Source organism: Klebsiella michiganensis (assembly GCF_002925905.1).
In the GTDB taxonomy this organism is placed as follows: domain Bacteria; phylum Pseudomonadota; class Gammaproteobacteria; order Enterobacterales; family Enterobacteriaceae; genus Klebsiella; species Klebsiella michiganensis.
Genome location: NZ_PRDB01000013.1, coordinates 180,496 through 206,849 on the forward strand (window position 1 = coordinate 180,496; position 26,354 = coordinate 206,849).

35 protein-coding genes are annotated in these 26,354 nt (G+C 56.1%); 33 read left to right on the forward strand and 2 right to left on the reverse strand.

What is annotated here, in order from left to right; genetic code table 11:
• Positions 1-58: 58 nt before the first annotated feature.
• From CDA56_RS23010 to CDA56_RS23145, 27 genes are all read left to right on the forward strand, one after another.
• Positions 59-892 carry a GPO family capsid scaffolding protein gene (locus tag CDA56_RS23010; protein WP_103814682.1) on the forward strand — a complete coding sequence of 278 codons (834 nt, stop codon included), beginning with the start codon at positions 59-61 and terminating at the stop codon, positions 890-892.
• 16 nt (positions 893-908) lie between these two features.
• A complete protein-coding gene (locus CDA56_RS23015) occupies positions 909-1,961 on the forward strand; it encodes a phage major capsid protein, P2 family (RefSeq protein ID WP_103814685.1) in 1,053 nt (350 codons plus the stop codon).
• Between the two features lie 3 nt (positions 1,962-1,964).
• Positions 1,965-2,618, forward strand: a complete 654-nt coding sequence (gpM, locus tag CDA56_RS23020; protein WP_004134644.1) for a phage terminase small subunit — start codon at positions 1,965-1,967, stop codon at positions 2,616-2,618.
• A gap of 95 nt (positions 2,619-2,713) precedes the next feature.
• The gene (locus tag CDA56_RS23025; RefSeq protein WP_103814687.1) at positions 2,714-3,178 is read left to right on the forward strand and encodes a head completion/stabilization protein; all 465 of its coding nucleotides are present in this window, start codon (positions 2,714-2,716) and stop codon (positions 3,176-3,178) included.
• On the forward strand, positions 3,178-3,381 hold the full coding sequence (locus tag CDA56_RS23030) for a tail protein X (RefSeq protein WP_004151001.1): 204 nt from the start codon (positions 3,178-3,180) through the stop codon (positions 3,379-3,381). Before CDA56_RS23025 ends, CDA56_RS23030 begins: the two co-directional genes overlap by 1 nt.
• A 3-nt stretch (positions 3,382-3,384) precedes the next feature.
• A complete protein-coding gene (locus CDA56_RS23035) occupies positions 3,385-3,600 on the forward strand; it encodes an HP1 family phage holin (RefSeq protein WP_004134639.1) in 216 nt (71 codons plus the stop codon).
• Entirely contained in the window at positions 3,581-4,090 is a 510-nt protein-coding gene (locus CDA56_RS23040; RefSeq protein ID WP_103814689.1) for a lysozyme, read from the forward strand. The genes CDA56_RS23035 and CDA56_RS23040 overlap by 20 nt, the downstream gene beginning before the upstream one ends.
• Positions 4,091-4,094: 4 nt before the next feature.
• The gene (locus CDA56_RS23045; RefSeq protein ID WP_103814691.1) at positions 4,095-4,478 is read left to right on the forward strand and encodes a DNZ54_00345 family protein; all 384 of its coding nucleotides are present in this window, start codon (positions 4,095-4,097) and stop codon (positions 4,476-4,478) included.
• Positions 4,475-4,903, forward strand: coding sequence for an Rz-like lysis system protein LysB (lysB, locus tag CDA56_RS23050; RefSeq protein ID WP_103814693.1), 429 nt, complete (start codon positions 4,475-4,477; stop codon positions 4,901-4,903). Before CDA56_RS23045 ends, lysB begins: the two co-directional genes overlap by 4 nt.
• Positions 4,791-5,036 carry an Rz1-like lysis system protein LysC gene (gene lysC / locus CDA56_RS31340; protein WP_227633066.1) on the forward strand — a complete coding sequence of 82 codons (246 nt, stop codon included), beginning with the start codon at positions 4,791-4,793 and terminating at the stop codon, positions 5,034-5,036. Before lysB ends, lysC begins: the two co-directional genes overlap by 113 nt.
• A complete protein-coding gene (locus CDA56_RS23060; protein ID WP_103814696.1) occupies positions 4,999-5,430 on the forward strand; it encodes a phage tail protein in 432 nt (143 codons plus the stop codon). Before lysC ends, CDA56_RS23060 begins: the two co-directional genes overlap by 38 nt.
• Positions 5,423-5,869: a phage virion morphogenesis protein gene (locus CDA56_RS23065; protein WP_103814698.1), complete on the forward strand. Its 447-nt coding sequence runs from the start codon at positions 5,423-5,425 to the stop codon at positions 5,867-5,869. The genes CDA56_RS23060 and CDA56_RS23065 overlap by 8 nt, the downstream gene beginning before the upstream one ends.
• 68 nt (positions 5,870-5,937) lie before the next feature.
• Positions 5,938-6,510 carry a phage baseplate assembly protein V gene (locus CDA56_RS23070; RefSeq protein WP_004134632.1) on the forward strand — a complete coding sequence of 191 codons (573 nt, stop codon included), beginning with the start codon at positions 5,938-5,940 and terminating at the stop codon, positions 6,508-6,510.
• Positions 6,507-6,869, forward strand: a complete 363-nt coding sequence (locus CDA56_RS23075; protein ID WP_004134631.1) for a GPW/gp25 family protein — start codon at positions 6,507-6,509, stop codon at positions 6,867-6,869. Before CDA56_RS23070 ends, CDA56_RS23075 begins: the two co-directional genes overlap by 4 nt.
• Positions 6,856-7,764, forward strand: coding sequence for a baseplate assembly protein (locus tag CDA56_RS23080; RefSeq protein ID WP_103814700.1), 909 nt, complete (start codon positions 6,856-6,858; stop codon positions 7,762-7,764). Before CDA56_RS23075 ends, CDA56_RS23080 begins: the two co-directional genes overlap by 14 nt.
• On the forward strand, positions 7,757-8,368 hold the full coding sequence (locus tag CDA56_RS23085; protein ID WP_103814702.1) for a phage tail protein I: 612 nt from the start codon (positions 7,757-7,759) through the stop codon (positions 8,366-8,368). Before CDA56_RS23080 ends, CDA56_RS23085 begins: the two co-directional genes overlap by 8 nt.
• Complete coding sequence (locus CDA56_RS23090) at positions 8,361-10,637, forward strand: tail fiber/spike domain-containing protein (RefSeq protein ID WP_103814704.1); 2,277 nt, start codon at positions 8,361-8,363, stop codon at positions 10,635-10,637. The genes CDA56_RS23085 and CDA56_RS23090 overlap by 8 nt, the downstream gene beginning before the upstream one ends.
• A gap of 31 nt (positions 10,638-10,668) precedes the next feature.
• Complete coding sequence (locus tag CDA56_RS23095; RefSeq protein WP_103814768.1) at positions 10,669-11,832, forward strand: phage tail protein; 1,164 nt, start codon at positions 10,669-10,671, stop codon at positions 11,830-11,832.
• Positions 11,833-11,981: 149 nt separating this feature from the next.
• Positions 11,982-13,154 carry a phage tail sheath protein gene (locus CDA56_RS23100; protein WP_064149458.1) on the forward strand — a complete coding sequence of 391 codons (1,173 nt, stop codon included), beginning with the start codon at positions 11,982-11,984 and terminating at the stop codon, positions 13,152-13,154.
• A gap of 9 nt (positions 13,155-13,163) precedes the next feature.
• Entirely contained in the window at positions 13,164-13,679 is a 516-nt protein-coding gene (locus tag CDA56_RS23105) for a phage major tail tube protein (protein WP_103814706.1), read from the forward strand.
• Positions 13,680-13,731: 52 nt separating this feature from the next.
• Positions 13,732-14,031 carry a phage tail assembly protein gene (locus tag CDA56_RS23110; protein ID WP_103814708.1) on the forward strand — a complete coding sequence of 100 codons (300 nt, stop codon included), beginning with the start codon at positions 13,732-13,734 and terminating at the stop codon, positions 14,029-14,031.
• Positions 14,032-14,045: 14 nt separating this feature from the next.
• On the forward strand, positions 14,046-14,165 hold the full coding sequence (locus tag CDA56_RS23115; RefSeq protein WP_002896220.1) for a GpE family phage tail protein: 120 nt from the start codon (positions 14,046-14,048) through the stop codon (positions 14,163-14,165).
• A complete protein-coding gene (locus CDA56_RS23120) occupies positions 14,158-16,785 on the forward strand; it encodes a phage tail tape measure protein (protein ID WP_103814710.1) in 2,628 nt (875 codons plus the stop codon). Before CDA56_RS23115 ends, CDA56_RS23120 begins: the two co-directional genes overlap by 8 nt.
• Entirely contained in the window at positions 16,782-17,267 is a 486-nt protein-coding gene (locus CDA56_RS23125; RefSeq protein ID WP_103814712.1) for a phage tail protein, read from the forward strand. The genes CDA56_RS23120 and CDA56_RS23125 overlap by 4 nt, the downstream gene beginning before the upstream one ends.
• 5 nt (positions 17,268-17,272) lie before the next feature.
• The gene (locus CDA56_RS23130; RefSeq protein ID WP_227633037.1) at positions 17,273-18,352 is read left to right on the forward strand and encodes a phage late control D family protein; all 1,080 of its coding nucleotides are present in this window, start codon (positions 17,273-17,275) and stop codon (positions 18,350-18,352) included.
• A gap of 76 nt (positions 18,353-18,428) precedes the next feature.
• Entirely contained in the window at positions 18,429-18,644 is a 216-nt protein-coding gene (locus tag CDA56_RS23135; RefSeq protein ID WP_004134616.1) for an ogr/Delta-like zinc finger family protein, read from the forward strand.
• A 447-nt stretch (positions 18,645-19,091) separates the two neighbouring features.
• Positions 19,092-19,865: a reverse transcriptase domain-containing protein gene (locus CDA56_RS23145; protein ID WP_103814718.1), complete on the forward strand. Its 774-nt coding sequence runs from the start codon at positions 19,092-19,094 to the stop codon at positions 19,863-19,865.
• Positions 19,866-20,130: 265 nt separating this feature from the next.
• Here the strand turns inward: CDA56_RS23145 and CDA56_RS23150 are convergent, their stop codons facing one another.
• Complete coding sequence (locus tag CDA56_RS23150) at positions 20,131-21,816, reverse strand: aspartate:alanine antiporter (protein WP_004849356.1); 1,686 nt, start codon at positions 21,814-21,816, stop codon at positions 20,131-20,133.
• 267 nt (positions 21,817-22,083) lie between these two features.
• Between CDA56_RS23150 and ybjM the strand changes: the two genes are divergently transcribed.
• Complete coding sequence (ybjM, locus tag CDA56_RS23155) at positions 22,084-22,467, forward strand: inner membrane protein YbjM (protein WP_004849358.1); 384 nt, start codon at positions 22,084-22,086, stop codon at positions 22,465-22,467.
• A gap of 6 nt (positions 22,468-22,473) precedes the next feature.
• Here the strand turns inward: ybjM and CDA56_RS23160 are convergent, their stop codons facing one another.
• The gene (locus tag CDA56_RS23160) at positions 22,474-22,737 is read right to left on the reverse strand and encodes a GrxA family glutaredoxin (protein WP_004100567.1); all 264 of its coding nucleotides are present in this window, start codon (positions 22,735-22,737) and stop codon (positions 22,474-22,476) included.
• Between the two features lie 204 nt (positions 22,738-22,941).
• Between CDA56_RS23160 and CDA56_RS23165 the strand changes: the two genes are divergently transcribed.
• From CDA56_RS23165 to CDA56_RS23185, 5 genes are all read left to right on the forward strand, one after another.
• Positions 22,942-23,232, forward strand: a complete 291-nt coding sequence (locus CDA56_RS23165) for a YbjC family protein (RefSeq protein ID WP_009653259.1) — start codon at positions 22,942-22,944, stop codon at positions 23,230-23,232.
• Positions 23,216-23,938, forward strand: a complete 723-nt coding sequence (gene nfsA, locus CDA56_RS23170) for a nitroreductase NfsA (protein WP_102803350.1) — start codon at positions 23,216-23,218, stop codon at positions 23,936-23,938. The genes CDA56_RS23165 and nfsA overlap by 17 nt, the downstream gene beginning before the upstream one ends.
• A 103-nt stretch (positions 23,939-24,041) precedes the next feature.
• A complete protein-coding gene (gene rimK, locus CDA56_RS23175) occupies positions 24,042-24,944 on the forward strand; it encodes a 30S ribosomal protein S6--L-glutamate ligase (protein WP_009653278.1) in 903 nt (300 codons plus the stop codon).
• Between the two features lie 89 nt (positions 24,945-25,033).
• Positions 25,034-25,513: a type III secretion system chaperone family protein gene (locus CDA56_RS23180; protein WP_004849367.1), complete on the forward strand. Its 480-nt coding sequence runs from the start codon at positions 25,034-25,036 to the stop codon at positions 25,511-25,513.
• 348 nt (positions 25,514-25,861) lie between these two features.
• Positions 25,862-26,354: extracellular solute-binding protein (locus tag CDA56_RS23185; protein WP_139536106.1), on the forward strand; the 493-nt coding region annotated here is incomplete at its 3' end.

The following is a 26,354-nucleotide window of genomic DNA, read 5'->3' on the forward strand; positions in this document are numbered from 1 at the left end:
ACCCCCTCCATCACAGCAACCATAAGGCCTCACTGAGTTATTTGATGGAGTCGCTCAAATGGCAGTTAAAGCAAAACGCTTCCGCATTGGTGTGGAAGGGGCAACAACCGACGGGCGCACCATTGAGCGTGCCTGGCTGGAGCAGATGGCGGCCAGTTATAACCCGCAGGTCTATACGGCGCTGATTAATCTGGAACATATCAAGGGCTACACCCCGGACAGTCCATTCCGCCGCTTCGGGACCGTGGATAAGCTGGAGGCCGAAGAAATTGCGGATGGCCCGCTGAAGGGGAAAATGGCCCTGTATGCGTGGATCACCCCGTCAGATGATCTGGTGGCGTATACCCGCAAGCTGCAAAAGCTGTTCACCTCGATGGAGGTCAATACCAGTTTTGCTGATACCGGCAAAGCGTACCTGGTTGGCCTGGCAGCGACTGACGACCCGGCAAGCCTGGGTACAGAAATGTTGCAGTTTAGCGCCAGCGCCAAAAGCAACCCGCTGGCAGGGCGCAAACAAAGCCCGGAAAACCTCTTTACCGCCGCAGAAGACACGCTGATCGAGTGGGAAGAGGTCCAGGGCGAAAAACCCTCCCTCTTTGCCCGCGTTACCGCGATGTTTACCAAAAAAGAGCAAACCGATGATGCGCGTTTTTCTGATGTGCATCGTGCTGTTGAGCTGGTCGCCACCGAGCAGCAGCGCCTGAGCGAACGCACCGATCAATCCCTGTCCGCGCAGGATAAGCGCCTTGCTGCGCTGGAAACCTCCCTTCAGGAGCAGCAGACCGCCTTTGCGGAACTGGAACAGCAGCTGCAACAGGAAGACAGCCGCAAAGATTATCGCCAGCGCGCGCCGGGCGATAACGCACCGGCAGGCACCCTGACCAATTGCTGATGGAGCATAAGAACCAATGAAAAAGAAAACACGTTTTGCCTTTAACGCCTACCTGCAGCAGCTGGCGCGCCTGAATGGCGTAGAAGTTGAAGAACTGTCCAGCAAGTTCACCGTGGAGCCATCGGTGCAGCAGACGCTTGAAGACCAGATCCAGCAGTCCGCCGCATTCCTGACCATGATTAACCTCATTGGGGTGACTGAGCAGTCAGGCCAGTTGCTGGGTCTGGGCGTCGGCAGCACCATTGCCGGGACCACTGACACGACCACGAAGGAACGCGAACCAACCGATCCGACGGTCATGGTTGATGTTGAGTACAAGTGCGAGCAGACCAACTTTGATACGGTGCTGACCTACGCAAAACTTGACCTGTGGGCGAAATTCCAGGATTTCCAGGTGCGCATCCGTAACGCCATCGTCAAGCGCCAGGCGCTGGACCGCATCATGATCGGGTTCAACGGTGTGAAGCGTGCCAAAACCTCAAACCGTGTCGATAACCCGCTGCTGCAGGACGTTAATAAAGGCTGGCTGCAGAAAGTCCGCGAAGATGCGGCAGATTGCGTTATGGGTAGCACCACGGCAGAAGATGGCACCACCACCGCAGACCCGGTGAAGGTAGGCAAGGGCGGTAAATATGCCAACCTGGATGCGCTGGTGATGGATGCCGTCAATGAGCTGATTGACCCGATTTTCCAGGATGATGCTGATCTGGTCGTGATCTGTGGTCGTGAGCTGCTGTCTGACAAGTATTTCCCGCTGGTCAATAAGGAGCAGGAAAACAGCGAAAAACTGGCCGCTGATCTGATTATCAGCCAGAAACGCATGGGTGGCCTGCAGGCTGTCCGCGCCCCGTCATTCCCGGCTAATGCCGTGCTGATCACCCGTCTGGATAACCTGTCCATCTACTGGCAGGAAGATACCCGCCGCCGTTCGGTCATTGATAACCCGAAACGCGATCGCATCGAAAACTTCGAATCCGTCAATGAGGCGTATGTGGTGGAGGATTACCGCTGCGTGGCACTGGTGGAAAACATCACCATCGGTGACTTCAGTGCCGGAGCAGGGGAGTAACGCATGAGCCTGAGTCCCGCACGGCAGCACCGCCTGCGCGTTCAGGCTGAACAGGCCGCCCGTCAGGGCGGCAGTGTTCGCCATGCGTCGGGGTATGACCTGATGCTACTGCAGCTGGCAGAAGACCGTCGTCGCCTCAAGGGGGTGCAGTCCACAGTGAAAAAGGCACAAATCAAGGTGGAGCTGTTACCCAAATATACCGCCTGGGCGGATGGCGTACTGGCAGCCGGTGGAGCGCAGCAGGATGACGTGCTGATGTTTCTGATGGTCTGGCGTATCGATGCCGGTGATTTTGCCGGTGGCCTGCAGATTGCCGCGCACGCGCTTAAGCATGGGTGGGTGATGCCGCAGGCGCTGGGCCGCCGCAACGTGCAGACCGTTGTTGCTGAGGAGCTGGCAGATCAGGCGGAGGCCGCGCAGCGCATGAAAGCTGAATTCCCTGCTGACGTGCTGCTGCAGGCGCTTTCGCTGACGGATGCGCTGGACATGCCGGACCAGTCCCGCGCCCGGCTGCATAAAGCTATCGCCGCCGTGATCAGCGAGTCCCGCCCCGCCGCAGCCCTGAACCACTACACGTTTGCGCTGCAGCTCGATCCCCGCTGCGGTGTGAAAAAAGACAAAGAGCGGCTGGAGCGTCATTTGCGTAACAGCCACTAACGGAACGTGCCCCGCGCACGGGCGGCACGGGATGGCGACAGGCAGCGCCTTATCAAAATCCCGTTCACCGCCCACCTTTTCAGGAGAAAACCCGCATGAGATTTGTTGCGCCAGAACAGGCGCCGGAACAGGCGGAGGTCATCAAAAACACCCCATTCTGGCCCGATGTGGATTTGTCGGATTTTCGCAGCGTGATGCGAACGGATGGCACGGTGACGTCGCCGCGTCTCGGGCAGCTTATCCGGTCTGCTATGTCGGAGGTCAACGCGGAGCTGTACGAATTCCGCAAGCGCCAGCAGTTGCTGGGATTCCAGACCCTGGCAGACGTACCGGCGGAGGTGCTGGACGGCAAAAGCGAGCGCATCCACCACTACCATAACGCTGTGTATTGCTGGGCGCGTGCCCAGGTGAATGAACGTTACCAGGACTATGACGCCACGGCATCCGGCGTCAAACGGGGCGATGAGCTGGCGGAAGCCAGCGGCGATCTGTGGCGTGATGCCCGCTGGGCAATCAGTAGGGTGCAGGATGCACCCCACTGTACTGTGGAGCTGATCTGATGAAAGTGCGTGCGTACCAGGGTGACACGGTGGATGCGCTTTGCTGGCGTCATTACGGGCGCACGCAGGGCGTCACAGAGCAGGTACTGCAGGCAAATCCGGGGCTGGCTGAGCATGGCCCTTTTTTACCTCACGGGCTGCAGGTGGAACTGCCGGATATTGCAACCACTACCACGGTGCAGACCGTCCAGTTATGGGACTGAATTATGACGCTTGAACGGATCAGCGCCTTTATTACGTACTGCATCGCTGTACTGCTGGCGTGGATGGGCGATTTATCGCTTAAGGACGCATCTACGGTGGGCGGTGTGCTGATTGGTCTGCTGATGCTGGCGATCAACTGGTACTACAAACACAAAACCTATCAGCTGCTGCGCGGCGGGAAGATAACTCAGGGGGAATATGAATCCTTCAATCGTTAAGCGCTGCCTGGTGGGTGCAGTGCTGGCCATCGCTGCCACGCTGCCCAATTTCCAGCAGCTCCACACCTCAGTGGAGGGGCTGAAGCTGATTGCTGATTACGAGGGATGCCGCCTGCAGCCGTACCAGTGCGACGCTGGCGTGTGGACCGACGGCATCGGTAACACGTCCGGTGTGGTGCCGGGGAAGACCATCACAGAGCGGCAGGCGGCGGGGAACTTCATCACCAACGTATTACGGGTAGAAACCGCGCTGGCGCGGTGTGTCCTGGTGAACGTGCCGCAGTACGTTTATGACGCCCTGGTGTCGCTGGCGTTCAACGTCGGCACGGGCAACGCCTGCAGCTCAACCATGGTGAAGTTTATCAATCAGAAGCGCTGGCGCGATGCCTGCTATCAGCTGCCGCGTTGGGTATATGTCAAAGGCATATTTAATCAGGGGCTGGATAACCGCCGCGGGCGTGAGCTGGCCTGGTGCTTAAAAGGAGCATAACGAAATGAAAAAGAAATCTATCAGTGGGTTGCTTTCGGTGCTGTACGCAGCGCTGATGATTTTAAGTCTCTTTGTCCCAAACGGCATGGCCTCGGCGCTGGTCACTGGATTGACCTGGGTAGCTTGTTTGTTGGTCTGGGTGGCGGTGCTGCTTTGCCTGGCTGGGTGGTATGCGGGTGGCATTCATCGGGAAGAGGCAACGCAGGCTCTGACCCGCTTTTTCAGTACGCCAGGAAACCAGGTGATCAGATGGGCCAGGCGTTCACTGCTTGTGATTTTTCTCGCCTTTACGGGCCACGTTGTCACCCTGGTATTTTATCTGCTGACGCTGGTCGCGCTTAAGGTTCTGCGTGCACAGGTTGTTGATGCGCAGCCGGTGACGGCATGACGCGCGCGCTGGCGGTAATTCTTGCGCTCGTACTGGCGGCGCTGGGCTGGCAGTCATGGCGACTGAATGAGGCCAGTCGCACCATCGATAAGCAAGGCAACGACCTGAAAGTGAAGGGCGACAAACTGGCAAAAACGAACAGCCAGCTGATCGCCCTGTCCATCCTGTCAGAAACCAACAACCGGGAACAGGCGCGGCTTTACGCGGCGGCAGAAAGCACAAACGCACTGCTGCGAAGCCGCCAGCGCCGGATTGAGGAGCTAAAACGTGAAAACGAGGATTTGCGCCGCTGGGCTGGTACTCCTTTGCCTCCTGACATTATCAGGATGCGCGAAAGACCGGCCCTCGCCGGAGGTGCAGCTTACCGTGAATGGTTGTCCCAGGGTGACGCAGTGCCGCCTGGAAAAGTCAGCGGCCAGCACTAACGGCGATTTGCTGGCTGCGCTGGATGACGCTGAGGCGGCCTGGTCAGTCTGTGCTGACAAGGTGGACACGATAATTTCCTGCCAGGAGCGAAACAGTGAACAAACCTCAGTCCCTACGCCTCGCCCTGAATAAAGCCGTGGCGTATGTCCGGGACAACCCGGACAAACTGCATTTATTCGTGGATAACGGATCGGTGGTGGCGACCGGCGCAGCGTCGTTGTCCTGGGAGTATCGCTATACCCTTAACGTGGTGGTCGTGGATTTCAGCGGCGATCAGGGATTGCTGATGGCTCCTGTGCTGGCCTGGCTGATGGAGAATCAGCCTGATGCTATCCATAACCCGGAACACCGTGAAAAGCTGTTTACGTTTGAGGTCGATATCTTGCGCAATGATATCTGTGATATCAGCCTGAACCTGCAGCTGACAGAGCGCGTGATCGTCAGTGCTGACGGTAACTTGTCCCGCGTTGAAGCGGTGCCGGAACCGGACGAACCGGACGAGATGTGGGCGGTGCACCGTGGCTGAGCTGCAGGAGGTTGACGCCTGGTTAGATGCGCTGCTGGCTGGTCTTGAGCCTGCCGAGCGTAAGCGCATGATGCGGGAGCTGGCGCAGCAGCTGCGCCGCAGCCAGCAGAAAAATATCAGGATGCAGCGTAACCCGGACGGCACGGAATACGAACCACGACGGGTAACGGCACGCACGAAAACTGGCCGCATACGTCGGCAAATGTTTGCCAAACTCCGCACCGCAAAATACCTGAAAGCCGTTGCCAGCCCGGACTCTGCCAGTGTCGAATTTGAGGGCAGGGTGCAGCGTATTGCCCGCGTTCATCATTACGGTCTGCGTGACCGTGTCAGCCGCAGAGGGCCGGAGGTGCAGTATTCACAGCGCCGGTTACTCGGCATCAATGATGAAGTGGAGGACATTACGCGCGATACCTTTTTGCGCTGGCTGTCTGACTGATTTTGTGTCAGGGACGACACAATCCGTCGCGCTGCCTCGCTCACTCCGCGCGTGGCAATCTTGCCCTCATGAATACCCAATTAACCGAAATCATGCGCCTTATCACCAATCTGATCCGCACCGGCATTGTGACCGAGGTGGACCGGGACGGCTGGCTGTGCCGGGTGAAAACAGGCGACCTAGAAACCAACTGGATTAACTGGCTGACCTACCGCGCCGGTAAATCTCGCACCTGGTGGTGCCCGTCGCCGGGGGAACAGGTGGTGCTGTTCAGCCTGGGCGGCAATCTGGAAACAGCGTTTGCGCTTCCGGCCATCTACTCCGACGCGTGCCCGCCGCCGTCAGACTCTGAAAACGCGGACGTGACCGAATACGAGGATGGCGGCTGGTTCGAATACGACCCGGCCACCGGGCGCTGGATTATCCGGGGCGTTAAAGCCGTGCTGATTGAGTCGTCGCAGCTGGTTTCCTGCAAAACAGGGGAGTTTGTGATCGAGGCCGACACGACCCGCATTAACAGCAACGTGATCCTGAATGGCGATGTGACCCACGGTGGTGGAGCGATGACGTCAAACGGCATTGTAGCCGATAAGCATAAACACCCTGGCGACAGCGGCGGAACGACGGGAGATCCAATTTGACGCTCTATATCGGGATGAATCGCGATACCGGAAAGGCAATAACGGAAACGGACCACCTGCGCCAGTCCGTGCGGGATATTTTGCTGACGCCGCAGGGCAGCCGCCTTGCCCGCCGGGAATACGGTTCTCTGCTGTCAGCGCTGATTGACCAGCCGCAAAACCCGGCGCTGCGCCTGCAGATCATGGCGGCGGTGTACGTCGCGTTGCAGCGGTGGGAGCCGCGGCTACAGCTCGACACCATCACGATTAACAGCAGCAGCATGGATGGCGCAATGGTGATTGAGCTGGCAGGCCAGCGCAATGACGGCGTGCCGGTATCCCTTTCCGTATCGACAGGAGCAGACAATGGCCGTTATTGATCTTTCCCAGCTGCCGCCGCCGCAGATCGTGGATGAGCCGGATTTTGAAACCCTGCTGACAGAGCGTAAGGCGGAGTTTGTCGCGCTCTATCCGACAGAAGAACAGGAAGCTGTGGCCCGTACCTTAATGTTTGAATCGGAGCCAGTGGTGAAAATACTGCAGGAAAATGTGTACCGTGAATTGTTGCTACGCCAGCGTATTAATGAAGCCGCACAAGCAGTGATGGTGGCGTACGCCATCAGTGGCGACCTTGACCAGCTCGCGGCAAACAATAACGTCGAGCGCCTGACTGTTACCCCCGCAGACGATACGCAAATCCCGCCTGTTGCCGCAGAAATGGAATCCGACAGCGATTTACGCCAGCGTATTCCCGCAGCATTCGAAGGGATGAGCGTTGCCGGGCCAACGGGGGCTTATGAGTTTCATGCCATGAGCGCCGATGGGCGCGTGGCTGATGCGTCGGCGATTAGCCCTCTTCCGGCAGAGGTGACGATCTCCATTCTGTCAAGGGAAGGGAGCGGCATCGCGGATGAGGATTTGCTCCGCACTGTAAGCGATGCCCTCAATGATGAGAACGTGCGGCCGGTGGGCGACAGGGTAACTGTACAGTCAGCCCGTATTATGGATTACGCCGTGGAAGCGGTTCTCTATGTTTATCCCGGCCCAGCAACAGAGCCGGTGCTTGCGGCGGCAAAGGTACAGCTGACTTCATATATCAACGAGCAGCGTCGCCTCGGGCGTGATATCCGCCGGTCAGCTATTTATGCCGCATTGCATGTGAACGGTGTGCAGCGTGTCGAACTGATTCAACCGGCCGCAGATGTGGTACTGGATAAAACGCAGGCCGCAAACTGCACGGGAGTCATGGTAGTGATCGGGGGAACGGATGAATAACCCGCTGCTGCCGTCTGGATCATCATCGCTTGAGCATCGCGTTAGCCTGGTATGCGCCGCCGCAGGGGGATTACCTGTATCACTGCGGGACTTATGGGACCCTGACCGGTGCCCGGCAGCCTTTCTGCCCTATCTGGCCTGGGCGTTTTCAGTGGATGGCTGGGATGAAGACTGGAGCGAGCAGGACAAGCGCCGCGTGGTTCGAGACGCCTTCTGGCTGCATCAGCGTAAGGGGACGATTGCGGCAGTGCACCGGGCGGTGGGTTATCACGGTTTTACCGCAGAGGTGGCGGAGTGGTTTGATACCGGCGACCCGCGCGGCACGTTTCGCCTGGAGGTGGACGTTAACGAAACCGGGCTGACGGGCAAAGTACTGACGGAGCTGGAGCGCGTGGTGGAGGGGACTAAACCCGTCAGCCGCCATATTTCCTCTTTCACGATCTCCACCCGTACAGACGGTCCCTTTTATCTGGGCGCGGCATTACTGCCCGGCGATATTGTGACGGTTTACCCGCAAGCGCACAGCGCGGCGGAAAATTTGCGGTATTTGGGTATCACGCATTTCGACGGTAATTATCACTTTTCAGGTGACGACGATGACTAAAATTAACGAATCCCCTGAATGGGTGGATGAAATAGATTTGATTGCCCGCCGCGATAAGGTGGAAGGCGGCAAAGACGGTAAAATTAATATTCAGGCCAGCCAGCTTGCCAGCCGCACGGCCTTTCTGAAAGGCCAGCTGGACAGCCTGGGCAGTGAGGCGCAGGAAAGCATCAAAGCGAAGACCGATTTTATCCGGGGCGGTGAGCTGTCATCGTCCAGGGAAGAGATTGTCTACGGTAATCTGCGCCTGGTCTGGACGGGGGATTTCCCCAAAACCGTACCGCCAGAATCCACCCCGGAGAACACTGGCGGCGTCGGGCCGGGTGCCTGGGCGTACACCTCTGACGCAGGCATTCGTGCCGACCTCGGGCGTCGGGGGGCCTCCATCTCGGCGGATGAGCGGTCGGGCAATATTCAGCAGGCACTGCATTTTATGACCGTCAGACAGTGCGGCGCGAAGGGTGACGGCGTGACGGTTGAGGATGCCGCCTTTTCCGAAGCCGCGCTGACCTCTCCGGCATCAAATATTGCCGGGGTGGGAAAATCAGAGAACATTCCGCGCCCGGAATCGACCATCGTCTATATCAACGACGGGACGTATTTACTGTCTGATTATATTGATGTCGGCAACCGGGATGTAACGTGGGTGGCGAGTCACGGCGCGGAAATCATTAACCCTAAATATCTGAACGGGCGGCTATACCGTCCGGGGCGGCAGAATAACCTGTACCCGCACGGCTCTGCGGGGAATGCCTGCGGATTCTCCGTGCGCCTGCAAAAAGTAGGGGAAGACAGCACCGATGGCCCGGAAATCCTCGGCATCACTACCCCGGCCAGGCTGGCAACGTATCCCGACCGCGATATCGCTGCTTTTTATGCGGAAGCGAAGATGCCCCCGGCGCTCGCCACCCTGACCGGGACCACGTTCACCGCAACCAGTATTTCGTTTGCGACAACCCTCAGCACAGCCCAGCGAAGGCTTATCCGTCGGGGGATGATTATCGATACCGCCGGAACCCGGTATTCCGGTGTAGTCACGGGCTGGAGCACGGATTTCAAAACTATCACCGTCACCGGGTGGTATCTGTACAACGGCGGCGGGGGAACCTCGACGCCTCCGGGGGGGCTCACGGCGGTTCTGAATGCCTATACCAAAGGCTGGGGGCAGAATATTAACGCCCAGCTTGACCCGAACAGCTTTGCCGATTACTGCGTCGCGGCAGAGTACAGTGTGGTGAATAACAAGGGATATAACGTTAACTGCTGGGTGGCCGATTTTATTAATCTCGGGTCGTTTAAATTAGGGACGCTGATAAATCTCAGGGGCAATGCGGCCGGGGCGCTCTATGGTGCGCAGATTTCGAATGTGGAAACGGCCATTAATATCAACACCGTCAGCAATGCCTACTTTATCGGCGTGGATAATAACGACGTCCAGATGACGTTCGGGAAGAACACCCAGACGTTCGGCAAGGCAAATACGGCCAGCACGCAGACCATTGCATTTCGTACCAGCGGCAAAGGAACCGGCACCGCCGACGCTTCCATTACGGTGAGTGGCGGCGACGCAACCACCCTGGCAACGATGAACCTGGTGGCCGCTGCGGTTATCACCCGGAACGTTTATCCTCACGCCGATGCTGCGGATGACCTCGGCTTTGCCGGGAATGGTCGTTTCCGTAACGCGTATCTGGCTAATGCCCCGATAGTCACCTCGGATGAAGTCGCCAAAACCGGCAGCGAAGATGGCAGCGTATCGTCAGTCGATATCCCGGATGCAGTGCTGGATGCATGGGAGACCGTCAACTTTGCGATGTACAAGATGCGCGATGCCGTGGCGGATAAGGGCTGGTCCGGTGCCCGCTGGCACTTTGGTATCATTGCGCAGCGTGTTCAGGACGCGTTTGAGGCCGCCGGTCTGGATGCGATGGATTACGGCATTATTGGCTATGACGAATGGGAGGCACAGGACGCGGTGTACAGCGAGGCGGTCCCTGAAGTCAATCAGCCGGAAATCGACATGCCGGAGCGGCATGTGGATGCGGTCACAGATGAAGAAGGAAACGTCATCAAGGAGGCGTACGTCACCCCTGCACACCATCAGGACGCCGTGTATATTCCGGCCCGTCCGGCGGCGCTGGTCAGGCCGGCTTTTGCGGCAGGCTCATGCTACAGCCTGCGCTATGAAGAGTGTCTGGTACTGGAGGCCGCCTGCATGCGGCGGCGGATGGACCGACTGACGCAACTGCTTTCCGGCGGCTCACTTTAACCCTGCCTGAAGAACCAGAGAGAATGTAATGATGGCACAGAAAAAATACTTTTCGCTGCTGACACAAAAGGGCATGGATAAATTTGCCGCCGCCTCACTGGATGACACTTCGGTCGGGTTCGCGTATATGTCCATTGGTGACGGAAACGGCGTGGTGCCGGTGCCGGATATCAACCAGACCGGTCTGGTGAATGAAACTTATCGCTCCCGGCTGAACAGCGTCAAAATTGCGGAATCTGATGAAAATATCATCATCGCGGAAATGATAATTCCCCCGGAGAACGGCGGATATACGATACGTGAAGCCGCGCTTTTTGATGAAGAGGGAATGTGTCTGGCCGTGGCCTCCCTGCCGGAGACGTACAAGCCGAAGCTGGATGACGGTGCCGGAAAATTCAGTGTTATCAGGGTATGGGTCTCCGTCACCAGCGCGGCGGATGTCACGCTGATAAACGACCCGGGGATTATTATTGCGACTGAAGAGTCGGTGCTGGAAGCCAAAAACACCGCGATGGACTACACGGACGACCAGCTTACCGACCATGAGAAATCCGTGAATCATCCTGATGCAAGCCTTACGGGTAAGGGCTTTACGCAACTCAGTAACGCCACTGACAGCGACAGTGAGAATATGGCCGCCACGCCTGCCGCCGTACGCAAGGCGATACAGGTTGCCATCCGGAGCGCCTGGGAGCTGGATAATCCTGTCGGCACCACTCGATTTTTCAGCAATACCCTGAATCCGAATATACGCTGGCCGTGGACAACCTGGGTGTACACGGGCGAAAACAAAACCATTCGCGTGGCGAAATCCGATGGCTCAAATGTCGGGAAAACCGGCGGAAGTGATACCGTGACGCTTCAGCAGGGGCATTTGCCTGCCGTGCAGATAAACGTCACGGGCAGCGTCGGCGATCACCCTGAACAGAAATTGCAAACCAAAGGGGCCGGAAAGCACAAACATGGTGGCGTTCCCAGCCGTGATAATCCGTGGGAAATTGGCGGTGATATCAGCCAGCGCTTTAACCCGGCGAATCTCGGCGAAACAGATGAAGTGGACGATCACTATCATGAAATGGTGATACCGCCGCAGACGCACTCCTTCAGCGGTAAAACGGGCAATCTTGGCGAAGGACAGACATTAAATATTGTGGAAGCCCACACCCTGCTGATGTGCTGGAGCCGCGTCGCCTGAATCGCCAGTAAAACCACTGACCAAATCAGCCCCGTAACGGGGCTTTTTTTCTGCCTGCGGTTGTATCAACCACAGTACAACGGGCATCAACGGCTTGCAGTGGATGATTTCCCTACCATGGGTGAACCCCTAAACAGGAGATTCATTCCATGGCGCAAGACTACCACCACGGCGTGCGCGTTGTAGAAGTTAACGACGGCACCCGCTCTATCACGACGGTGAGCACGGCGATCGTGGGCATGGTGTGCACCGGCGATGATGCCGATGCCTCCATGTTCCCGCTCAATAAGCCGGTACTGCTTACCGACGTGCTGACCGCCAGCGGTAAAGCGGGCGAATCCGGCACACTGGCCCGCTCACTGGACGCTATCGCAGACCAGGCAAAACCCGTCACCGTAGTGGTGCGCGTTGCCCAGGGCGAAACCGAAGCGGAAACCACAGCTAACATCATCGGCGGCGTGACCGCTGAGGGTAAGAAAACCGGCATGAAGGCGTTACTTTCGGCGCAGTCGCAGCTGGGCGTGAAGCCGCGCATTCTCGGCGTACCGGGGCATGATACGCAGGCCGTGTCCACTGAGCTGCTGAGTGTGGCGCAGAGCCTGCGGGCCTTTGCGTATATGTCAGCTTACGGCTGTAAAACCGTGGCAGAGGCGATCACTTACCGCGACAACTTCAGCCAACGTGAAGGAATGATTATCTGGCCTGACTTCATCAACTTTGACACGGTACTGCAGGCAGATGCGACCGCTTACGCTACCGCCCGCGCCCTGGGGCTGCGCGCCAAAATCGACGAGCAGACCGGCTGGCACAAAACCCTTTCTAACGTGGGCGTCAATGGCGTAACCGGCTTGTCCGCGGATGTTTTCTGGGACCTGCAGGACCCGGCAACCGATGCCGGACTGCTGAACCAGAACGACGTCACCACGTTGATCCGCAAGGATGGTTTCCGCTTCTGGGGTTCCCGCTGCCTCAGTGATGATCCGCTGTTCCAGTTTGAAAACTACACCCGCACCGCGCAGGTGCTGGCTGACACCATGGCGGAGGGCCATATGTGGGCGGTGGATATGCCGCTTAACCCGTCGCTGGCCCGCGACATTATCGAAGGCATCCGCGCCAAAATGCGCAGCCTGGTGAATCAGGGCTACCTCATCGGCGGCGATTGCTGGATTGATGACAGCGTTAACGACAAAGACACCCTGAAGGCCGGGAAGCTCTGGATCGACTACGACTATACGCCAGTGCCGCCGCTGGAAAACCTGATGCTGCGCCAGCGCATCACTGACCGTTACCTGGTGGATTTCACCACCCGCGTAAGCGCATAAGGGGGGCAAATGGCCTTACCACGCAAATTAAAACACCTGAACATCTTCAACGCCGGTAACAGCTGGATGGGCATTGCTGAATCCGTCACCTTACCGAAATTTACCCGCAAGCTTGAGAACTATCGCGGGGGCGGTATGCCCGGTTCAGTCGGTATCGATCTGGGGCTGGATGATGGGGCACTGGATACGGAAATGACCATCGGCGGAACTGAGGCGCTTCTGTTCAAACAGATGGGCAAGGCCACGGTGGACGGGGTGCAGATGCGATTCACCGGCTCTATCCAGCGCGATGACACCGGCGAGGTGCAGGCCGTTGAGCTGGTTGTGCGCGGACGCCACAAAGAGGTGGATTCCGGCGAGTGGAAAACCGGCGAGAGCAATACCACCAAAGTCAGCAGCGTTAACAGTTACGCGAAGCTGACCATTAACGGCGAGGTGCTCTATGAGGTCGATGTGATCAACATGATTGAAATTGTTGACGGCGTTGATCTGATGGAAGAGCACCGCAACGCAATCGGTCTTTAATGCAGCACTGGCGCGGGATGCCGCGCCAGCCACCCCATAACAGGAAAAGAACATGAGTGAGAAAACAGAAGCAACGGTGAAGCTGGATAGCCCGATCACGCGCGGTGATAACACGATTACGGAAATTGTGCTGCGTAAGCCGCAATCCGGCGCACTGCGTGGTACGCGCCTGCAGGCGGTAATGGAGATGGACGTGGCCTCTATGATGACCGTGATCCCCCGCATCTCCACGCCGACGCTGACCCCGCAGGAAATGGCGGACCTCGACCCGGCAGACCTGGCCGCGATGTCGATCGAGGTGGTCCTTTTTTTGTTGCCGAAGTCGGCGTTTGCCGATTTGCCGACAGCCTGACGGTAGATGACCTGGTGGCGGATATCGCCACGATCTTTCACTGGCCGCCGTCCGTCACTGACGTTATGCCGCTTACAGAAGTGCTGGAGTGGCGGCACAGAGCGATAATGCGAAGCGGGGCCAGCGATGAGTGATAAAAACCTGCGTCTGCAGGTGGTTCTGAATGCGGTTGATAAGCTCACCCGCCCTTTAAAAGTTGCGCAGGCTGGTTCTAAGGAGCTGGCCTCCGCTGTCCGGCAGACCCGCGAACAGCTGAAACGGCTGAACGATGCGGGGGGCCAGTTAAAATCATTCGATCAGCTGTCGCAGAGCCTGAGCCGGACCAGTTACGAACTGGACCAGGCGCGGCTGCGTGCCCAGATGATGACCCGCGAAATGTCAGCCCTTGAATCCCCCACGAAAAAGCAGACGGCGGCGCTTGAAACGCAATGGCGCGCCGTGTCACGTCTGGAGCAAAAGCAGGGGCAGGAAACGCGGCAGATGGCGGCGGCCAGGGCGGAGCTGTACCGCCTCGGCATATCTGCGGGCGGCGGTGCCCGTGAAACAGCCCGCATTACCCGCGAAACGGACCGCTATAACAAGCAGCTGGCAGAGCAGGAACGACGGCTGCGGGACGTGGGCGAGCGCCAGCGTAAGCTGAATGCAGTCAGGGCCAAAGCTGACAAGATGCGCGACGTGCGTAACAGCCTGGCGGGGAATGGTGCCGGGATGATAGCGGCCGGGGTGGCAACGGGCGCAACGCTGCTGGCCCCCATTCGCGCCTACTCGGAATCAGAGAACGCTGCTAACCAGCTGGCAGGCTCCATGATGGGGCCGGGCGGAAAGGTTGCGCCGGGGTTTGCGAAGCTGAACAAGCTGGCGATCGCCCTGGGTGACCGGCTGCCCGGCACCACGGCAGACTTTCAAAATATGATGACCATGTTACGCCGTCAGGGCATGTCGGCGCAGGTCATCCTGGGCGGGCTGGGTGAGTCGGCGGCGTACCTCGGTGTGCAACTGCAGATGGCCCCGACGGATGCGGCAGAGTTTGCCGCGAAACTGCAGGACGCCACGCAGACCACTGAAAAAGACATGATGAGCCTGATGGATGTGATCCAGCGGGGTTATTACGCGGGCGTTGACCCCGGTAATATGCTGCAGGGTTTTGCAAATATCAGCAGCGCAATGGAGATTATCAAGCAGAGGGGGCTGGATGCTGCGAAAACCTTCAGCCCTCTTTTGGTCATGGCTGATCAGGCGGGGATGGCCGGAGAATCAGCGGGTAATGCCTACCGTAAAATTTTTCAGGCCACGCTGGATGCAAAAAAAATAAAGTCCGTAAATGATGACCTTAAAGGGAAAGGTTTCAAGTTTGATTTTTCCGACGGGAAAGGCGGATTTGGCGGCCTGGAAAAGATGTACGCACAGTTAGATAAGCTTGAAAAACTTAATCCAGAAACAAAGCTTGCGACGATGAAAGCCCTGTTTGGTAATGATAACGAAGTGCTAAAAGCGCTGAGCATCATGACTACAAAAGGTATCGAGGGCTACCGCGAAACCGTGGCAAAACTGGAGAACCAGGCAACCCTGCGTGAGCGCGTCGAGGCGTCCCTTAATACCCTGGGTAACAAATGGGAGGCCGCTGGCGGCTCCTTTACTAATGCAATGGCGAGCATCGGTGAAACCGTCGCGCCGGTACTGAAAAATATTGCGGACTGGCTGGGTAATCTGGCGTCCGCGTTAGATGGTTTTGTTAAGCGGCATCCTCAATTAACTGCGGCGCTGTTCAAGGTTGCGGCAGTGTTTGCCATCGTTGCCACCGCTGCGGGTGTTTTGTCGCTGGCGCTGGCATCTATTCTGGGGCCGATGGCGGTAGTACGGGTGAGCGCCGGTATCCTTGGGATTAAGTTTGCCGGTGCTTTTGGCCTGATAAAGCAGGTGATTGCCGGGGCAGGTCAGGCGATCCTGTGGCTGGGCCGGTTGATGATGGCTAACCCCATCCTGGCGATAATTGGCCTTATCGCGATGGGGGCCATCTACATCTGGCAGAACTGGGAAACGCTGGGGCCAAAGTTTAAAGCAATGTGGAATGCCATCTCATCCGGGGTATCAGGGGCATGGGCTGTGATAAAGCAGAACATCAGCAGCAAATGGGATGAAATTCTGAGTGATGTTGCCGCGCTGCCCGCGAAGTTTAAAGCGGTGGGCGGGGCGATTATTGACGGTATCCTGAATGGTATCAATGAGAAGTGGGAGATGCTCAAGAGCAAGCTGGCATCGGTGAAGAACTACCTTCCTGACTGGATGACCGGCGGCGATAAATCGGCTGGCCCCACCCGGCAAAATAGCAGCGGCGGATTTTTTGCGGGGATGTATGACAGTGGCGGCTATGTACCGCGCGGGCAGGTAGGTATCGCTGGCGAAAATGGCCCGGAGCTGATTAACGGCCCGGCCTATGTGACCAGCCGCCGGAGGACGGCAGCGCTGGCGTCTGTTGTCGCCGGAATGATGGGGGGAGCTATGCCTGCAGAAGCCGCTCCGCTTCATCCAATGAGCCTGCCAGCAGCCTCATATCGACCTGCAGCAGAGAAAACGGCAGGCACTCAACCGGTATTCCAGTTTGAAACCCAGGCACAAATTATTATCCAGGCGCAGCCGGGGCAGAGTCCGCAGGATATTGCGCGGGAGGTCGCGCGACAACTCGATGAGCGCGAGCGCCGTATAAGGGCTAAGGCCCGTAGCAACTACAGCGATCAGGGGGGATACGATTCATGATGATGGTTCTGGGATTGTTTGTCTTTCAGCTGCGCACGGTTCCCTATCAGCAACTGCAGTATCAGCGGAACTGGCGACATGTGACCAACAACCGCGTCAATCACCGTCCGACAACGCAATTTTTGGGGCCAGATAACGATCAGCTGACTCTCTCCGGCGTCCTCATGCCGGAAGTGACCGGCGGCAGGTTGTCGCTGCTGGCGCTGGAGCTGATGGCGGAGCAGGGAAAAGCCTGGCCGCTGATCGAGGGCGGCGGGACTATCTACGGTATGTATGTGATTGAAAGCCTGAACCAGACGAAATCGGAATTTTTCTCCAGTGGAGAAGCGAGAAAAATTGAGTTTTCGCTGGGGCTTAAACGGGTGGATGAGTCACTCTCCGAGATGTTCGGCAGCCTGAATGACCAGCTTAGCAGTCTGCAGGACTCTGCGGCGGCAGCGGTGGGGAATATCAGAACCACGGTGGGAGGATTACTGCAGTGAGTGAGATGACTGATTTACTCAACCTGGGAAGTAAGACACCGGCCTTTCGCATCGTGATTGAGGGTAAGGATGCAACGCAGACGCTGGATAAGCGCCTGCTGGGTATGACGCTGACCGACAACCGCGGATTTGAAGCTGACCAGCTCGATCTGGAGCTGGACGACGCGGACGGCCTGGTGATGATGCCGCGTCGTGGCGCGGTGATTTCTCTGGCGCTGGGATGGAAAGGCGAGCCGCTGTTTTCAAAAGGAAAGTTTACCGTTGACGAGATAGAGCATAGCGGCAGCCCGGACAGGCTGACAATCCGTGCCCGTAGCGCGGATTTCAGGGAGACGCTGAATGTCCGCCGTGAAAAGTCCTGGCACAAAACAACGGTGGGCGAGGTGGTGAAGGAGATGGCCACACGGCACAGCCTAAAGGTTGCCATTGGCAAAGACATTGCGGCGCAGATACTGGATCACCTGGACCAGACCAACGAAAGCGACGCCAGCTTTTTGATGAAGCTAGCGCGGCAGTACGGTGCGATTGCCTCAGTGAAGGACAGTAATCTGCTGTTTATCCGGCAGGGGCAGGGGAAAACGGCAAGTGGTAAACCGCTGCCGGTCATCACTATTACCCGCCAGGACGGTGACAGTCATCGGTTCAGCCTGGCGGACAGGGGAGCGTATACCGGGGTGATTGCTCACTGGTTGCATACGCGCGAGCCGGAGAAAAAAGAAACCACCAAAGTGAAGCGCCGACGGAAGGCGACAAAACCAAAAGAGCCTGAAGCAAAGCAGGGGGATTACCTGGTCGGGACAGATGAGAACGTACTGGTTCTGAACCGGACCTATGCCAACCGCGCTAATGCTGAACGGGCTGCAAAAATGAACTGGGAGCGACTGCAGCGCGGTGTGGCGTCATTTTCTCTGCAGCTGGCAGAAGGCCGCGCGGATCTCTATACAGAAATGCCCGTGAAGGTCACCGGCTTTAAACAGCCCATTGATGATGCCAGCTGGACCATCACCACGTTAACACACACTGTCAACCCGGATAGCGGATTTACGACTAGCCTAGACCTTGAGGTGAAAATTGATGAGTTCTAAATTGAATAGTTGGTTCCAAATTGAGAACATGGATGTATCATTATTGCGAACTTATTTAGAGTGAGGGCTGAATGAAATGATGAATTGTCCAATGTGCGGGCAGGCTGCGCATACTCGCAGTAGCTTTCAAGTTTCCAATGAGACGAAGGAGCGATACAACCAGTGCACTAACCTTGAATGTGGGCATACCTTCGTTACGCATGAAACATTTGTTCGTTCGGTGTGCCGCCCGCAGAAAATCAGCTCCGCGCCACCTCATCCCTCAGAATCTGGGCAGACATCCTTTTTTTGATAAAAAGTGGTCATGAAGATAATTAAAAAACTATTCTGCTGATTTGGCCTCTGGAATTATAAAAAACTATTCATTTTAGGGGATTAGAGTTAAGTTATAGCGGCCTGACGTTAGCGGGGAAATGTCCCCCATCCGTAGAAGTGGAGTTTGTCGCTTTGCGACTAGCGTGCCGTATGCCGATGTGCTGTGCATCCCGGACGCCGATTTGCTGGGCTTACTGGGCTTACAAATTGTCGAAGTTTTATTATTTAGTTAGGCCATGCGCTTGCGCTAAGAGACGTCAGGATTCTACGGAGTAACAAGTTATGGATATCAACGAACTTGGCTTAGTTAAGGCGCGTGTGGAACTTGTTACCGCTATGCTCAAATGCGCAACTGCATTTGTAGTGTTAGTCGGTACGGTTTACAGCGTTCTTAACATGGCCTTCAACTACGACTGTTTAAATCATGGAAATAGAAGTTCAAAGATGGGATCACAAATTTGAGATAAGACCAGGGGTTTGGGTCTATGTCCCAAGTGCTGAGGCAAGTGAACTTGGGGAACGGATAATTCAAGCAATCAGGAACAAGTGGATTCCACCACTCTATTTTTATCATTTAAGAACCGGCGGCCATCTTAAAGCAGCTAGATTACATCTTAAAAGTGATTTTCTTGCTGTTGTTGATATTAAAAATTTTTTTCAGTCTACTAGCCGTAGCCGAGTTACCCGTGATTTAAAAGCCTACTTTACCTATTCTCAGTCGAGAGAAATTTCAAAATTTTCAACTGTGAGAAACCTGTCTCATAGCCCCCATAAGCACGTCCTTCCTTTTGGTTTTGTCCAATCACCTATGCTTGCTACCCTTTGTTTGGATAGGAGTTATTTAGGTAGTCTATTGCGGCGCTTGAACAAACATCCCAATGTGAAGCTCAGTGTGTACATGGATGATGTGATCATATCTTCAAATGATTTGGTTCAGCTGCAAACTGCTTACGACGAAATTTTAGTTGCAATGGATAAATCGGGCTATCAACCCAATCTTGTTAAAACTCAGGAACCATCAGTACTTATTAACGTGTTCAACTTGAGTTTGGGTAGAGGAACGATGAAAGTTTCCCCACAGAAAATGAGTGACTTCATCATTGATTTCTACGCGAGTGATTATGAGCCACATAAAATAGGTGTCAAAAACTACGTCGAAACTGTAAATCCTGCACAAGCGAAACTGTTGAAGTTGTAACAGTTTTGCTCTCTATCAGGAAGGTCAAGAGCAGAACTGAAATCGCTGTCGCCTCTTTGCCGCCATGCATGGAAAAGTGCTGATGTAAGTGATTGATTTTATGGGTGGTAAAATTCAGGCAACAAAAAACCCATCAACCTTGAACCTAAGTGGCGGGGTTGATGGGCTCCACAAAATGGGGACATCAAAGAAAAGCAGTGGCACTACTTATGACTGATGCCAGCAAAAAAAGTTCTGCGTATGCGCGTTTTTTTTCTTAAAAAATTCACTGTAGCCCCGGCCAGATGATGACAATCAGCGTACCTGCCAGGGTTAACAACACGTTAGCGATGGCGTAAGTCCCCGCGTATCCCAGCGCAGGAATATTGCTGCGCGCGGTATCGCTGATGATTTCCATCGCCGGCGCGCAGGTACGGGCCCCCATCATGGCGCCGAAGAGCATCGCCCGGTTCATGCGCAGCACGTACGCGCCGAACAGGAAGCAGATAACCACCGGCACCAGGCTGACGATGAGGCCCGCCGCCAGCATCTGACCGCCGACGGCGCCGAGGCCGTTATTTATGCCGGCGCCCGCGCTGAGCCCCACGCCTGCCATAAACACCATCAGGCCGAACTCCTTCACCATATTCAGCGCCCCCTGCGGAATGTAGCCAAACGTCGGATGGTTGGCGCGCAGGAAACCGAGCATAATGCCGGCAAACAGCAGACCGGCGGCGTTACCGATGCCGAAGCTGAACGAGCTGAACTGGAAGGTGATCATGCCGATCATCAGGCCAACGATAAAGAAGGCGCAGAAGGCGAGCAGGTCGGTCACCTGGCTGTGGATGGAGATAAAGCCGATACGATCCGCGACGGTTTTAACGCGACGCGCGTCGCCGCTGACCTGCAGCACATCGCCCTTGTTGAGCACCACGTTATCGTCGATAGGCATTTCGATCTGGCTGCGGATAACGCGGTTTAAGAAGCAGCCGTGATCGGTCAGCTTCAGCTGCGCCAGGCGACGGCCGACGGCATTGTGGTTTTTGACCACGATCTCTTCGGTGACGATGCGCATATCGAGCAGATCGCGGTCGAAGACCTCTTTGCCGTTACGGAAGCTTGGGTCGAGGCGGGCATGGGCATCCGGGTAACCCACCAGGGCGATATCATCGCCCATCTGCAGCACCGCATCGCCGTCCGGGTTCGCGAGAATGCCGTTGCGGCGGATGCGCTCAATGTAGCAGCCGGTCTGGCGGTAAATGCCCAGCTCGCGCAGGTTTTTACCATCAGCCCACGCCACCAGCTCCGGGCCGACGCGGTAGGCGCGGATCACCGGCAGATAGACCTTGCGCCGGGAGTCGGTATCGAGGCCGCGCTCGCGGGCGATTTGCTGGGCGCTGGTCTGCAAATCCTGATGCTGCAGCTTCGGCATATAGCGGGCGCCGACGATCAGGCTGACCAGGCCAATCAGGTAGGTCAGCGCATAGCCGAGGCTCAGATGATCGAGCGAGAGGGCGAGCTGGTCGCTGGGCATGCCGAAGTGCCGTAGCGTATCCCCGGCGCCCACCAGCACGGGCGTGGAGGTCATGGCGCCGGCGAGCATCCCGGCCGTCAGGCCGATATCCCAGCCGAAGAGCTTACCCAGCCCCATGGCGATCAGCATCGCGCTGCCGACCATCACCAGCGCGAGCATCAGGTAATTTTTGCCGTCGCGAAAAAAAATAGAAAAAAAGTTGGGCCCCGCTTCCACGCCGACGCAGAAAATAAACAGCATAAAGCCGAGATTGAGGGCATCAGTGTTAATACTGAAATGCTGTTGCCCTAATAATAGGGAAACCACTAAAACGCCAATGGAATTACCAAGTTGTACCGACCCGAGACGCAGTTTCCCGAGGCAGAGTCCTAATGCAAGCACAACGAACAATAACAGGATGTAATTCCCGTTTAACAAATCTGCGACGTTTATATTCACGAAAGCCAACTTCTCATTTACTAGTAAGTTGTTGAAGGAAATGGTTATTTGGTCTAAGGTTGGTCCAGTGTTCGCGTTGTCCCGAACGCTATTCTGGCATCCCGTTATAACCAGCAAAATATAGTCGACAGTTTAATCTTTCCTGGAGGCTGCGGCTAGTAACAATCGTGTTTACATTGACGGGATCTTTTATTGGCATGGATTGCCAGAATCTTTATCTGACTGGGCGAAGTGGAAGTTGGTTAGAGGCAAAATCAGGAGGATGTCGTGAAATCTGAGCGTGCTTGGGCCGGTATTATCTGTGGGTTCTTTCTATTTATCGTGGTTTGTTTATCACTACTGTTACATATGAAAGGCGCCTTTCGGGCTACCGGTCACCCTGAGCTCGGGCTGCTGTTCTTTTTGCTCCCCGGTGCGGCGGCAAGCTGCCTCTCTCCCGGGCAGCGGGTACTGCGTCCGCTTATCGGCGCGATGCTGGCTGCACCTGTCTGTCTGGTGGTTATGCGGCTTTTCTTTGTGACCGAGCGTTCTTTCTGGCAGGAACTGGCGTGGCTGTTTAGCGCGGTGTTCTGGTGCGCGCTGGGCGCGCTGTGCTTTTTGTTTATTTGCGCCTGGCTTGATACCAGACGCAGGCACTCGTCAGAGGAGTGAGCCGTCTCAGGCGAACAGGCCGAGATTCTCTTTCGCCCAGGCTTCAAAGTCAGTACAGCCGCCAATGTGCTTCTGATCGACAAAAATCTGCGGTACGGTTTCAACCGGTTTACCCACGGTTTTTTCCAGGTCGGCTTTGCTGATGCCTTCTGCGTGAATATCAATATAGCGATAGTTAAAATCATCACGCTCGTTGCTCAGTTTTTCCGCCAGCTCTTTGGCGCGAACGCAATAGGGGCAGCCTGGACGACCAAAAATTACCGTAAACATAGTCCTTCTCCTTAAACCTCAGCCGGATGGCGAATGCCGCGTATCATGCCGCGTTATGTCGAGGAGGGAAAGAAGGTTCTGCCTTTTGCTTCGATGGCTTAAGGCTATGTTTGGTAAATATTCTGCTGATGAAACCGCTATACTCCCCTGATACGCGACCGGTTTTTGCCCGGGAGCGTGCATGATTTTGACCGAAGGAGCGTTATGCGATCGCCCGCTGCATTACCAAAAAGCATTCTGGTAGTCGAGATTATCGGCATGGTGCTGTTGACCCTGGCCTGGCTCTCGCTCAACCAGTACGTCAGCCTGCCCGCGCCGTTTTCCAGCCCAACGGCGGCGCTGCTGATGATCTTCGCGGGGATCCTGCTGATGCTTCCGGCCGCCGTGGCGTTAATGTGGCGAGTGGCGAAAGTGATTGCCCCGCAGTTGACGCAAACGAAAACCCCACCTTCTTCATTGCCTGACAGAGAAAAACGAGATGACGCCGACCATTGAGCTGCTGCGTAGCCACCGTTCTATTCGCCATTTTACCGACGCGCCGATAAGCGACGAACAGCGCGCCGCGATTATTGCCAGCGCGCAGGGCGCTTCCAGCTCCAGTTTTTTACAATGCTCCTCAATTATTCGCGTTACCGACCCGGAAATACGCCAACAGCTGGTCCCGCTGAGCGGCGGCCAGCAGCACGTAGCGCAGGCCGCTGAATTTTGGGTATTCTGCGCTGATTTCAATCGCAATCTGCAAATCTGCCCGGACGCTCAGCTGGGCCTCGCTGAACAGCTGCTGCTGGGCTGCGTCGATACCGCGATTCTGGCGCAGAATGCGCTGGTGGCGGCGGAATCCCTTGGCCTCGGCGGCGTCTATATTGGCGGCCTGCGCAACAATATCGATGCGGTGACCGAGCTGCTGAAGCTCCCGCAGCACGTACTGCCGCTGTTTGGCCTGTGCCTTGGCTGGCCGGACGATAACCCGGAGGTGAAACCGCGCATGCCGTCGGCGATGCTGGTGCATGAAAATCACTATCAGTCGGTGGACGACGCGGTGCTTGCGGAATATGACGAGCAGATAGCGCAGTATTATCTCTCTCGCGGCAGCAATACGCGTCGCGATACCTGGAGCGACCATATCCGTCGGACTATTGTTAAAGAGAGCCGTCCGTTTATTCTGCAATATCTGCATAAGCAGGGATGGGCTACGCGCTGATTGCGTGTAAACTGCCCTCGGTCTGACGCAAGGAAATTCCGCAGGTCAGCGCTAATTGACTACCAGAGGCCCGCCAGAGCGGGTCTTTTCGCAGAGGTGCAGGGTGAAAATTGCCATATTATCACGGGATGGAACGCTTTATTCATGTCGACGCCTGCGCGAAGCCGCGCAAAAACGCGGACACCAGGTGGAAATCCTCGATCCGCTTTCCTGTTATATGAACGTCAGCCCGGTGGCCTCGTCGATTCACTATAAAGGTCGCCAGCTCCCGCATTTTGACGCCGTGATCCCGCGCATTGGCACGGCAATCACCTACTATGGTACCGCGGCGCTGCGTCAGTTTGAGCTGCTGGGCAGCTATCCGCTGAATGAATCGGTGGCGATTACCCGCGCCCGCGACAAGCTGCGCTCGCTCCAGCTGCTGGCCCGTCAGGGGATCGATCTGCCGCTCACCGGTATTGCCCATTCGCCAGACGATACCAGCGACCTGATTGCCATGGTTGGCGGCGCGCCGCTGGTGGTAAAGCTGGTGGAGGGTACCCAGGGCATCGGCGTCGTGCTGGCCGAAACGCGCCAGGCGGCAGAGAGCGTCATCGACGCTTTTCGCGGCCTGAATGCGCATATTCTGGTGCAGGAGTATATCGCCGAGGCGAAGGGGCGGGACGTGCGCTGCCTCGTGGTGGGTAATGAAGTGGTGGCGGCAATTGAACGGCGGGCGAAGGAGGGGGATTTTCGCTCTAACCTGCATCGCGGCGGCGTGGCGTCGGTGGCGTATATCAGCGAGCAGGAGCGTGAAATGGCCATCAAGGCCGCGCAAACGCTCGGGCTGGACGTGGCCGGCGTTGATATCCTGCGCGCCGCGCGCGGTCCTCTGGTGATGGAGGTCAATGCTTCTCCTGGGCTGGAAGGAATTGAAACCACCACCGGCGTCGATATTGCCGGCAAAATGATCGCCTGGATCGAACGACAAGCCACGCCCGGATTTTGTCTGAAAATGGGCGGATAATTCCCTTTCACGACACCGTCATGGAACAGGACGCTTTTTTTGCGTAAGCTATGGCGTCGCATTTTTCACAGTAAGAGGTCACAGGTCATATGGATTCACTGGTCGTTCCGGGTCTTGATACGTTACGTCAATGGCTCGACGAATTGGGCATCAGCTTTTTTGAGTGTGATTCCTGCCAGGCACTGCACCTGCCGCATATGCAAAATTTCGAAGGCATTTTTGATGCCAAACTTGACCTGGTGGATAACGTGGTGCTTTTCTCCGCGCTGGCAGAGGTGAAACCCTCCGCGCTGCTGCCGCTCTCCGCCGATCTTTCTGCGATTAACGCCAGTTCGTTGACGGTGAAAGCTTTCCTCGATATTCAGGATGATAATCTGCCGAAGCTGGTGGTGTGCCAGGCCTTGACCGTCGGCGTCGGCGTGACGATCGATCAGTTCGCGTGGTTTTTCCGCCAGAGCGAAGAACAGATATCGATGGTCATCCTCGAAGCCAGCGCCAATCAGGTGCTGTATAAGTCTGAGGAAGAAGAGCCGGTGGCTGAGAATATTCAGTACCATTTTCTTCACTAAGCCTGTCGAAAAATAGCGCAGCCACTGCCATAGCGGCTGCGTATTACATGCTTTTATTCTGCTATTAACCTTCCGGAAAAGAATTTTTCACCGCCATTCCGCCGCTTTCGGCTTATCACATAGACCCTTATTGCATAAAAAATTGATAAAAGCCGTTTTTTTACCTGGGCTATAGCCTCTTATTCTGGCTACAGTTATTCTGACGCTGCTTCCAGTTGCGGGCAACCATTCCGGGAGAGGTCCTCTCTCCTTTTCTTAGGCAATGAAAAAATATGCATGATTATTGCATGCGAACAAGTGCGTATATTCAGCCCGCTTGTTAACGGGCATTGAGAAGGAATAAGAGATATGACCGCCTTTGGTAAAAAATGGTTAACAGGTCTGGTTACGGGTGCGCTGATGGCCGTTTCTGCCGGTTCGCTCGCAGCCGAACAAAAAAACCTGCATGTTTATAACTGGTCTGATTATATTGCGCCGGATACGGTGGCGAATTTTGAAAAAGAGACCGGTATTAAAGTGGTGTATGACGTCTTTGACTCCAACGAAGTGCTGGAGGGTAAGCTCATGGCGGGCAGCACCGGTTTTGACCTGGTGGTGCCGTCGGCGAGCTTCCTTGAGCGCCAGCTGGCGGCCGGGGTATTCCAGCCGCTGGATAAAAGTAAGCTTCCCAACTGGAAAAATCTCGACCCGGAAGTATTGAAGCTGGTCGCGAAGCACGACCCCGACAATAAATACGCGATCCCGTACCTGTGGGCGACAACCGGCATAGGCTATAACATCGATAAAGTGAAAGCCGTGCTGGGCAAAGATGCGCCGCTGGACAGCTGGGATCTGGTGATGA